Annotated in this window: 7 protein-coding genes; 3 read left to right on the forward strand and 4 right to left on the reverse strand. The window is 54.2% G+C overall.

Features of this window, described 5'->3' with window-relative positions; translation table 11 throughout:
* Positions 1-366: 366 nt before the first annotated feature.
* On the reverse strand, positions 367-1,215 hold the full coding sequence (locus tag QM579_RS12740; RefSeq protein WP_414999511.1) for a hypothetical protein: 849 nt from the start codon (positions 1,213-1,215) through the stop codon (positions 367-369).
* Between the two features lie 1,337 nt (positions 1,216-2,552).
* On the opposite strand from QM579_RS12740, the gene QM579_RS12745 reads away from it, so the two are divergent.
* The 3 genes from QM579_RS12745 (at position 2,553) to QM579_RS12755 (ending at position 7,110) form a co-directional block, all read left to right on the forward strand.
* A complete protein-coding gene (locus QM579_RS12745; protein ID WP_414999512.1) occupies positions 2,553-4,454 on the forward strand; it encodes a GGDEF domain-containing protein in 1,902 nt (633 codons plus the stop codon).
* Between the two features lie 99 nt (positions 4,455-4,553).
* Entirely contained in the window at positions 4,554-6,368 is a 1,815-nt protein-coding gene (locus QM579_RS12750; RefSeq protein WP_414999513.1) for a methyl-accepting chemotaxis protein, read from the forward strand.
* A gap of 259 nt (positions 6,369-6,627) precedes the next feature.
* A complete protein-coding gene (locus QM579_RS12755) occupies positions 6,628-7,110 on the forward strand; it encodes a GNAT family N-acetyltransferase (RefSeq protein WP_414999514.1) in 483 nt (160 codons plus the stop codon).
* Positions 7,111-7,210: 100 nt separating this feature from the next.
* Here the strand turns inward: QM579_RS12755 and QM579_RS12760 are convergent, their stop codons facing one another.
* From QM579_RS12760 to QM579_RS12770, 3 genes are all read right to left on the reverse strand, one after another.
* Positions 7,211-7,654, reverse strand: coding sequence for a cytochrome c3 family protein (locus tag QM579_RS12760; protein WP_414999515.1), 444 nt, complete (start codon positions 7,652-7,654; stop codon positions 7,211-7,213).
* 652 nt (positions 7,655-8,306) lie between these two features.
* Positions 8,307-9,290, reverse strand: a complete 984-nt coding sequence (locus QM579_RS12765) for a formate dehydrogenase accessory protein FdhE (protein WP_414999516.1) — start codon at positions 9,288-9,290, stop codon at positions 8,307-8,309.
* A gap of 311 nt (positions 9,291-9,601) precedes the next feature.
* On the reverse strand, positions 9,602-10,210 hold a 609-nt coding region (locus QM579_RS12770; RefSeq protein ID WP_414999517.1), incomplete at its 5' end, for a 4Fe-4S dicluster domain-containing protein.

Here is a 10,210-nt window from a genome sequence, read left to right on the forward strand (position 1 = left end):
CACGAGAGCAGTTTATGGCTTTTAGCCTTTCAGCTTGGACATGACCATAGCACCCGGCAATAGATAGCCAGCAGCGCCCTCCAAAAAAAGGACGCAAAAAAGCCATACTGTCGGGATGGTTAGCCGCTCGTGGAAAGGTGGGTACGAATCACCTCTTGGAAAGGTAGAAATTACACCAAGAATAGTCAAGCGCTAGTAACCTTGCAGAATGTCATCCTGTTGAACTGAGACATTCTCATCATGAGGAAAACATGCATACACAGGAAATCAGACTTTTGTACAGGAAGTATGCCTTTATGGTAATTGCTCCCAAAAATATGACGTTCTGTGCAGTAATAACTGGATAGATGCTCACTGCAGCACGGTCTAATGAGTCACAAGGTCCCCCTCATGCTTACTGGTAAGACTAACTTCGCTCTCCGGGTTTGCATCACTATCGGCCTCGATAGTCCGACTCCTTACACGCCCTATCTGTGAAAGGGGCCAGTAAACATACTCCACACGCCCGACAACATTGGTCAAGGGCGCAAATAATGCAACTTGGCGCATTAAGTTGAGAGCCAACAGATACACGTCCCCCTCAGGTACAATACATTCACGGAAGGTTTTTCCGCCATCGCCCCCGTTTTTCACATCGCTCACGAACGGCACTTGCACACATTCGCCTGCAATGCCTTCTACTTTACCAATGATTGGACGAGTTATCGCCTGCTCCCCCACTGCATTACGGGGAGAAACGACGACAATGTCGTTCTTTTGTGGCTTCAAAGTCTGATACGCTTTAACGTCCACCAGCACACGAGAGCCAAGAGCAATCGAAGGAAGCTTGGAACGGTTGCTGTTCACGGCATACGCCTTGAGAACAGGTTCGGGCGCAGGCACCGCCACCAACACCAGCAACAGAACACAGAATACACATGCAATGGCAGCCCGGCCCAACTGACGCCCGCCCAGGCCCCTGACCTGAGATCGCTGCCGAAAAACTACGTCAATGGCTGAACCAAGCCGGAGCAAAACCTCGCAGGCAAGCCCGGCGAAGTATACCGCATGTCTGGCGTCTGCCCCAAGGCTGCTGCTGACGGCAGCAAGCGCGTGACCAAGCGCAAGCCAGGCGCCAAAAAATATCAAACCGGGGATCAGGCAACCTGAAAAGATTTGCCCTGTACCGGGTAAAATGAGCGAAGCAATGGGCAGCAGACAAGAAAGAAGCCTCATAAGCAAACCTTATAATTGTGGTTAAAATCCAAATACGCCTGCAGGGCATGCACCCGAAATATAAATAAAATAGTGAGCAAATAAAATAAATATTATTTTTTGCAATCAAAATATGCGTGCTTGTCCCTCTCTTTCATCCACAGCACTTTATATTTAATCAGACTGGTGGTAGTCCTCACTTCAAAGAAAACCTGCAAAATCAAATAAACTCAGCTATCCAACAATTTTTCCTCGTTTTTAAAAACTATCATTATAGATTGCTGCCCCACTGAACCTCAACCAGGTGTAACTGACACGTCTAATGTGCGGCCCCTCTACATCCCACACCATTGCCACATCCATAGTTCTACGCTAAGAAAATCCATCCACACATCGCTGCAAGGCTGGACTTTCCGCTGTTCGGCAGTATTTTTATAGTATGACGAGGCTGCTTAGCCTTGCCACGCCGGGCGCTGACCGTGTGCAAAAATTCCAGCGCTGCACCGCAGTTTTATGGCTACTGGCAAACGTGCAGGCGCATACCCATTTGCTTGCCAGCCAGGCAGCACCACCCGGCAGCAGGAGAACACTATGGCAGATATCTTGATTTTATTGCTGATCTTTGGCGGCGTTGCAGCGTTTTACCTGCTTGCCCTCAAGAAAGGCTGGCTGCCGATGGACCGCATGAACTGTGGCTGAGTGCCTTTTGACAAGCGGCGTGCCCAGCTTGAAGAAGATGAACACAGAAAGAAAATGGCGGAAAAGCGAAAGGCCAAGGCAAACCGCGGCAAGTAAGTTTTGCCCGCCTAGTGTCGGAATACTCTACTATATAGCCCTGCCCTGTCGGTAAGCCGAAGCGGCAGGACACCGCAACCAAACAGATACGCCTTCGATATTTCGGGGGCGTATCTGTTTACATTCAGCTCGCACTAATCTTGGCCCATTCAGATTCACAGCTCAACTTGTAGCAGACAAAACTGGTGGCAGGCTAAGGCTCATCAACCCATCCCCAAAAATCTTTGCAAACTTTCGCCTCAAGCCACATCCCTTCGCAAGAACAGCATCATTTACCGCAACTATTTAAATTAAAAGAATGTAATTTTAGCCCGCAGTCAGTGACCAATGCTTTGTGTCATTATTGCAACGGCCCATCTGCTGCCTCGTCTGGCGGTAACATTCGCTGAAATGACACATTTGGCCTGAAATTAAAAAACACTTACATTACAAATTATTACAAATAATATTCAGTAGCTCCCCATCATCCGTCAACATACGCAAAAACCTGTTAATCTGTCACCGTATTGCCATATTGGCGCGCTACTTCTTTGGGCAATTCATCACCTCACCGGAGACTGATTATGCCCACGCCGTTAGTGCAAATTCCTTTTACTTCCGGCAATGAACCGCTGGTCCTGTGCCCTGGCCCGCGCCCTCTGGAAAAACCTTTGGCCGCAATGCGGGCCGCTGCCCGCGCCGCCGCACGCGCTACCGCACTGGCTGCGGAAGAGCGGCAAGCCCTGTGGGATGTTTTGCATAACAAAAGCATCCACAGTGTTTTGCAACCTATTATATCCCTGCGTGACGGCTCCATTTTCGGCTACGAAGCGCTTGGCCGCGGCCCGGCGGGCAGCCCCCTTGAAAATCCCGAAGCCCTCATCAACGCGGCCCTGCGCCACGGGCGCATGCTTGAGCTGGAGCACCTGTTCCGCTACAGCGCCCTCAAGGCGGCACGGCAGATCGCCACGGGCATACGCCTTTTCCTCAACGTCAATCCCAACATCATACAAGACCCGCACTTCGGCGTGGGCTTCACCAAAGAATATCTCACCCGCTTTGCCATCAGCGCCGAAGATATGGTTTTTGAGATCACGGAACGCGAATCCGTGGACAATTTGCGAGGCTTTAAAAAAATTATTGAGCACTATAAGACTCAAAACTACCAGATAAGCATTGACGACGCAGGGGCCGGATATTCCGGCCTCAATCTCATTTCAGACGTGCAGCCACATTTCATCAAGCTGGATATGCAGCTGATTCGAGGCGTGGATAAAGACCTCACCCGGCAGGCGCTTATCAAGAGCATGCAGGAATTTGCGTCGCTGACCAACACGCGCATCATTGCCGAGGGCATTGAAACGGAAGAAGAGCTGGCAACCCTTATCAGCTTCGACGTGCCTTACGGCCAGGGCTACTTCATCCAGCGTCCCGCTCCGCAGCCTCTGCCCATTGCCGAAAATGTGGTGCGCTTTATCCACCGCGAAAACAAAATCAAAAACCGCTTTTTCGGCGCACGCGTACACAAGTTTCATGTGCGGCACATCATACGCCCCGGCTTTACTGTGCCCCCCACCCTGCCTGTGCTTGAGGTCGTAGAGCGCTTTGAACACGACGAAGCTCTTCAAGGTCTGTGCGTGGTGGACGACGGCAAGCCAGTGGGCACGGTCATGCGCCACAACCTGCACCGCCAGTTGAGCGGGCGCTTCGGCTTCTCGCTTTTTGCGGGCAAAACCATTGCCTCTGTTATGGACAAAAGCTTTTTGAGCGTTGACCACCAGACCACCATAGATGTGGTCTCCCGTCACGCAATGCGGCGCGAAAGCAACCAGATATACGACTTTGTCACCGTTACGCGCGACGGCAAGTACGCGGGCATCGTCACTGTGCGCGAACTGCTTGAAAAAAGTATTGAACTTGAGGTGGCCAATGCGCGTCAGCTCAATCCCCTTTCCGAATTGCCGGGCAATGCCCTCATCGACATTGAACTGGAGCGCCTTGTACGGCTCAGCCTGGACAAGACCGTGCTCTACTTCGATATCGACAACTTCAAGGCCTACAACGACAAATACGGCTTCAAAAACGGCGACCGCGTCCTCAAGCGCCTTGCATCCATCATCTCCGAAAACACGCCTGAAGGCGATTTTGTGGGCCACATCGGCGGCGACGATTTTATAGCTGTTACCGAGCGGGCCGAGGCAGAAAAGGTCTGTCAGGACATCATCAACGCTTTTGCGCAGGGCGTTGCCGCTTACTATAACGCCGAGGATTTTCAGAACGGCTACATCGAAGGCAAAAACCGCAACCATCAGGAAGAGCGCTTTCCCCTTATGTCCCTAACCATTGTGGGCGTGTGCGCCACCAGCTTTCAGAGCAGCTTTGATCTCGCACGGGCCGCCGCCAGCATGAAAAAACGCTGCAAGCAGCTTACAGGCAACAATTTCATGTTCGACGATGGTGACGGCACAGAAAATCACGCACAGTAAAATCCACCGGGCACAGACGTAACCCAGCGTGCAGCCAGCAGCATCTCCCGCGTGTGAGCGAATTGGGGCGTAACATATAAACAAATAATGAGGATACAAATGAAGCTGAGCGCAAAACTGATTCTTTCGTTTTGCAGCATCATTCTTTTTATGGTGCTTCTTTTTGCCGTTTATATGCGCAACAGCCAAAAAATCACTGCCACAGTGGACCACATCACCGAAACTGTCATTCCCTCGGTGGTGGCGATTCAGTCAATGAACGCCCTGCTCTACTCCACCCGGTCCGATCTGGCAGCCGTAAGCACACGCACAGACCGCGTGACCATCACGGAATACACCTCGCGCATCAACCGCGCTCTCCGCACCATTGCAGAATATGAAAAAATTTATGCGGATCTGGCGGCCCGCCCCACACCCGAAGAATGCGTGCTGCCAGCTGCAGATAAATCTGCGCAGGATGGCGAAAATCAGGGCATGGAACTGCCCGAACTGCTGGAACATATCAATGTCGCCACGCAGGAAGACGCCCATAACCGTCTGCAAATCATCGCTCATGCCAAGGAAGGCGAAAGCGACGAGGCCGTAGCGCTTTTTGACCGCAGCAGGGCCAATTTTCTGCGTCTGGCAAAATTTTACGAGCAAGTGCTTGAGCTGGATACAGCCCGCAGCCGTCAGGCCGCCGAAGCCGCGCGCCACATTGCCGATCAGTCGCAAAAAATGGCTGTGGGCCTTACTGGCGCGGCCCTGCTGTTCAGCATTCTTGTAACCTGTCTGCTGATTGTTTCAGTCAAACGCCAGTTGGGCATTGATCCCGGTCAGCTCAACACTCTGGCCCAGCGTGTGGCCAAAGGCGATTACAACACGGATGCCGACGGCAACAAAAAAAATCGGCGCGGCGTATATGCCTCCATCATCTCTATGGTGGCATCGCTGCAAGAGCACATCAGCAATGCAGACAAACAGTCGCAGATGGCTTTGAGCCATTCGCAGCGGGCCGAAGAAGCCTTGCGCGAAGCCGAGGCCGCACGGGTGCAGGCACAGGGCAGAACAGAAACCCTGCTGCACACTGCCCAACAGCTGGAAGGTGTGGCCCACAACCTGACCACAGCCTCGGATCAGCTGACAAGGCAGATCGAGCAGTCCAGCCTGGGAGCCACGACCACGGCGGAAAATCTGGACGGCGCGGCAACCGCTATGGAGCAGATGAACGCCACGGTGCGGCAGGTTGCAGACAATGCCGGGCAGGCGGCGCAAGCGTCAGCCGGAACGCGAACCAGCGCCGAAGAAGGGGCCGAGGTCGTGCGGCAGGCTCTGGACAGCATCAACAAGGTCAATGAAGTTTCTGAAAGACTCAAGGCCGACATGGATGACCTTAATGCCCGCGCGCGCGACATCAGCCGCATTATGGGCTTTATTTCAGACATTGCAGACCAGACAAATTTGCTGGCCCTCAATGCGGCCATAGAAGCGGCGCGCGCCGGAGACGCCGGACGCGGCTTTGCCGTTGTTGCCGATGAGGTGCGCAAATTGGCGGAAAAAACCGTCACCTCCACGCACGATGTGGGAGCAGCCATCACCGCCATGCAAAGAAGCACGGCTCACAGTATGGCCTCGCTCGACGAAGCCGTGGCGCAGGTTAAGCTGGCAACAGCCAGCGCTGGCAAATCCGGCTCAGCCCTTGAAGACATTGTTAGCATGGCCGATGCCACAGCAGGTCAGGTGCGCGCCATTGCCGCCGCCAGCGAAGAGCAGTCTGCCGCCAGCGAAGAAGTGAACCGCACCATCAGCAGTGTCAGCCAGGCAGCCCGTGGAAGTGCGCAAACTATGGCAGAGGCAGCCCAGGCGGTTGTGCATCTTACCGAGCAGGCAAAGACCGTGGAAAACCTTGTGGAGAAGCTGCGCAATAACGGATGACCAGATTTGCGGAGGCGCAAGAAAGCATCAGGCCATGCCTCGAGGCCAGACTCCAGGTAAATGATTTTGCACCAAGGGCAAGGAAAAGGCCTTTTTACGGAAGAAATGTACTTTTACGGCACATGACTGGAGTAAAAAAGGCCTTTTAACGCAATCATTCGGACAAACTAATTACTTGGAGACAGCCTCTGGAAGCCTGCTTGACAATACGCCGCGGCCTTTGAAGAATATCAGAACTACAGCCCGCCGGAGAAACGTCATGCCGCACATCACCCACCGCCCGGTTCAGCCGGAAGATATTTCAGCGATCTGCCGTTTTCCTCAAACCGAGGAAGAACTTTTTTTCATGTTTCCCGGCGCAGATTATCCCCTGACTCCTCCCCAACTGAAAGAAATCATCAGCAAGCGGGCAGATTCCACTGTGGTGCTGCTTGACGGCAAAGTGGCGGCTTTTGCCAATTTTTACCAGTGGGAGGCCGGCGGGCGCTGCGCCATCGGCAATGTGGTAGTAGCGCCTGAAGCCCGCAGAAAGGGCATTGCCCGTTATCTTGTCACAGAAATGATCCGTCTTGCCTTTTCCAGATATCAGGCCGCCGAAGTTGCACTTTCCTGCTTCAGCCAAAACAGCGCCGGGTTGCTTCTTTACTCGCAAATGGGCTTTCAGCCCTACGCGCTGGAAGTGCGCACTGACCGTCACGGCAACCCTGCGCCTCTCATCTGCATGAAACTGCTGCGAGGCTAGAGAGTTTTTCACTTTGAAAGGCTATCATTCAAGATGCCGGCCAGCTTTCGCTGACCGGCATCCGAACATTGGCACAAGTGCCGCTATGTGGCTTTAAAAACTATTGCTTGGCGGCCTTGGCAGCCTCGGCGGCTTCACGCGCGGCGGGGCTCATGTGGCAGGGGCGGCAGCCCTTGAACTGCGGGAACTTGCCAGGATTTTCAGCGGCAAGCTTCTTGTGACAGCCAAGGCAGGAACGGTCGCTGCTCTGGGAATGGAATGCCATAAACATGCTCATGGGGTCACGCTCACGCGCGCCGGGTGTTGCATGGCATTCGGTGCAGGCAACATAGCGGCCATCACCACCTTCTTCGTGGTGACACTGAAAACAGGAAATACCCTTGTGCGCCGTGTGCGGGAACATGACGTTCATGCGCTTGGAGCCGGAAGCTTCAATTTCAATGGGTTTTTTGATGGTTTCCGACATTTCCTTGACGCTGCGGGCCTGTGCTCCGCCGGCACACAAAAGAGTCAGGGCAAAAAGAGTGATGACCAAGGTTTTCATGAACAAGCTCCTCCTGAGGTAGTAGACCTTCATGTCTTGGCGCATGCGGAGCGCCCTTACCGGGCGGCCGCCGGGTCTCGTCCACAGCCCCATAGCTCTGGACGCGCTCCCTCCCGGTTACCCGGTTCGGCATGCTTTCGGCCTTTTCAAAACATATTGCACAAAGGCGAATTCGCCTCCGGCCAGAAAAAAGATTTTATGCAAAAAGCGCCTTTTGTGGCGTTTGCTTCACAAAACCTCAATCAGGCCGGGCTGCAAAAGCCCTTGTTTCAACACTAATGACACGATTTCGGGCTATTTCAGCGCGTTTTCAGGCGCGTGGAATCCATACCCATTCTGCCCTGCGGCAATCCCCTGCTGCTTCGCGCCGGGGCTGCCAGATAATTACAGGCACGCTTATTGCGGCGATTCATCGCGTCAATTCAATATAGAACGCTTGCGCCCTGGCTGCGGGCGTCTGCCCACGCAACTGCCCGGGCATTTCATAGTGATGATGTTCTAAGGAAGCACTGATTAAAGAGCCTCCTGAAAACGCGCAGTTATTTCGTTTGGCAAGGCGCGATCTTTTTTTGAAGCAGGAGTGGACTCTTCCGTCCTCGACTGTTTCAAAAAAATGGAGCAACGCCGCCAAACGGAATAAATCAGCGTTTCCCTAAAAAACATTCCAGAACGAAGGCTTGAGCGGGCGCAATTTCTTGCGGGCCGCCACCATGTCTAGATGCATCATGCCCAGAGCCAGCGCATCAAGATCAGGCCATCCTTCACGTTCACGCAAGTCCACAGTGGGGCAATAGCTCTTGCACTGGGTGCACCAGTCCAGCCGTTCGCCATGCGCTGCTCCGCTTTCGCGCAGCATTTCCATCACGCCTGTGCCGTCCTTTTCGCATGAGGGGCAAATGCCGCGCATGAACTTCCAGTTAGCGCCGCACAGGCCGCAATGCAGATGCTTTTTACCGCCGCCGCCCGCCAGATAGGCGTTTTTTTCGTCCAGCATGGGCTTGTCCAGCCAGCCGATGGTGGCAAAACTGCCGCATACCGGGCAATACCCGTGCTTCCAGCGGCTGCCTGCGTCCCACGGGGCGTCTCCTTCTTCGGGCAGGCTCTGCACCACAAGGGCGCGCAAAACAGGGGCCAGCACAAAGTTGAAGGCAAACAGAAGAATTGAGGGGTCAAGACCGCATTCTTCGGCCAGGCGCGCCTCTTCCTCACTGTTGCCGGAAAGCATTGCTTCGGCAAAAGCTTCACGGGGATCAGCAGTTACTGCACCCGCGCTTTTTTTCTTCTTTGATTCCGCTTTGACCGGAGCCAGCAGCATGGCCTCAAGAGCCGAGGCATGGGGAGCCATAGCTTCAAGGCTGACCAGCAGAGGCAGCAGCTTTTCAGCACTGCTGCGCAGGGGGCCAGCAAGACCAGCCAATGACACGCCAGCCAGCAGCGAAAGCCCTTGAGTCAGAGCCTCGGCTTGCGGTTCTGGCAGGCGCAGCCCCGTAGCGCGTACGCTGTCTGCCAGATCTTCAGTCAACTCTGCCTGGGCAGCCAGTATTGGCTCAAAAGCCCGCAGTACGGGTTCCAGAACAGGACGGCGCGCTGCTACGTCCGCCAGGGTTTTTGCCACGCTTTGGCAGGGTGAGGCCATTGATGCTCCAAAACCCGGAGGCCTGAACCTCCGTTCGAAAGGTGACAGCGGCGCACGGGAAGCCCCGCGCGCCGCACTTGATACAAAGCCGCTCCCCGCCGCCGGGGCGGTCAGGGCTGCTGCCGGAGAAATAATTTCGCCGGGCCGTATTCAAGTGCCTCGCCAAGCTGTATCGACGCCATCAGCCATTGCACCTGCCCGAAAGCAGGAAGCCTTTGAACGCCGATACAGCCATAGCTACAATGCTGTAATCCAGCATAATTTCAGTTTAGAATTATAGCAATGCCAAACTGAAACCTGACTGAGACACTCTACATAAAGGCCGCGAACTCGTAGTACTTGTCCTTGGTGTCTGCCAGCAGATAGATGACGCTGACGTCTTCCATATCGGCAAGGAAGGCCTTGGGCCAACGCTTTTTGGCAACTTCAAGGCGCTTTTTGGCAACGGGCAGCAGTTCCTCACGTTCACCGAAAACCATTGCTCCTGTGGGGCAGGTTTTGACGCAAATGGGCTGCATGCCCGCAGAGACACGGTCAATGCACATGTCGCACTTGGTCAGGCGGCCATTTTTGGGGTCACGCCTCGGTATGTTGTAAGGGCATGCGTCCTGTACGGCCTGGGCGTCTTCCTCACTGAGTTGCGAGGATTTTTCCGTGGCCAGTACGGCTCCGGTTCTTTTATCCTGAATCATTGCGCCAGGCACTGCCATATCCGCCACATCCACACAGGGGGGCGTCAGGCAGTGGCGGCACTGCTCGGGAAAGAAGTTCCAGACCACGTTGCCCTGTTCATCCAGATATTCGTGAAAACGGACAATCTTGAGGTTGTTCGGATTCAGGTCGGGCGGGTTCTGATGCGTGCCAAGCTGCTTGGTATGATTGGCGGGCAGATCGTGCCACTCTTTACAGGCCAACTGGCA

Source organism: Desulfovibrio sp. (assembly GCF_047607245.1).
Taxonomy (GTDB): domain Bacteria; phylum Desulfobacterota; class Desulfovibrionia; order Desulfovibrionales; family Desulfovibrionaceae; genus Desulfovibrio.